Below are 948 nucleotides of genomic sequence, written 5' to 3'. Positions count from 1 at the left end.
GTCGCACTGAAACAGTTGCGCCAGCGAGACGCAGATGCGCAGGACCCCGCGGATATTGAGCAGGCCCGTAATCGCCGTATTGCGCTGGTGCGGCAGGCTGTGTACGGGACGCGCCTCGGCCACTTCCTGCACGACGGCCGTGGCGATGGCCAGCCATTCACCGGCGATGCGCACCACCAGTACCGAGTCCTGGGCATGGGTGCCCTGCCCCTGCAATGGGGCGTGCGCACTGGCCTGCATCCACTGCTGGGCCAGCTCCGGCGAGGCCTCGACACGGTCCAGTTGCTGCAAGGCGGCGCGCGCAAACGTCGGGCAATTCAGGCAACGCACGTATTGCGCCAGTTCCGGGCAACTGCCGTCGCCGCGGATGCCAATGCGGCTCCAACAGTTGTCGAGGTGCTGCTGCAAGCGCAAGTCCTGAGTCTCATCCATGGCTGCCCTCCGGCACCGGACTCACGCGTGCGGCCCGCTGGCGCATCCGCTCGGCCCCGGCGGCATCGCCCTGGGCCTGCAGCAGGGCCGCCAGTTGCAGCAGTGCAGCCTGGTGCTGCGGTTGCAGGTAAAGCGCCTTGCGATAGCTGCGCTGGGCCAGTTCATCCTGGCCACTGGCGTCGTGGATCAAGCCTTGCAGATAGAAGGCTTCGGCACTCGGTCCCTGCTCGACCATGACTTGCTCGCACAAGGCTTCAGCCTGGGTGAACTGGCCCTGGTCGGCCAGCGCGCGCGCCTGCTGCAGCATGGTCGGGGCCGTGGCAGTCGGCTGCGGCATGGTTGGGCGGGTCGTCACTGCCGTCAGGCCGGTGCGGGGCGCGCCGCATACCGTGGACGGTACAGCAGAAATGACCTGCGGTGGCGTGATCCAGGCCGGCAAGCGACTGGGCCGCAAGGGGGAGGAACGCTGGCGGAAACCGAAGGCCAGCGCAATACCAGCCGATCCATCCGCGACTC

At 67.7% G+C, this 948-nt stretch carries 1 protein-coding gene and 1 pseudogene; both read right to left on the bottom strand.

All coding sequences use genetic code 11. From position 1 onward, the window contains the following. On the bottom strand, positions 1-432 hold a 432-nt coding region (locus tag I5W_RS18910; protein ID WP_044530395.1), incomplete at its 3' end, for a chemotaxis protein CheW. Next, positions 425-948: pseudogene (locus I5W_RS18905) on the bottom strand (tetratricopeptide repeat protein); the annotation flags it as partial. The pseudogene I5W_RS18905 and the gene I5W_RS18910, both read right to left, overlap by 8 nt.

Origin of the sequence: Herbaspirillum sp. B65, from assembly GCF_000333555.1 — a bacterium.
GTDB lineage: Bacteria > Pseudomonadota > Gammaproteobacteria > Burkholderiales > Burkholderiaceae_D > Herbaspirillum > Herbaspirillum rubrisubalbicans.
This window is presented reverse-complemented; position numbering and strand designations above follow the sequence as displayed.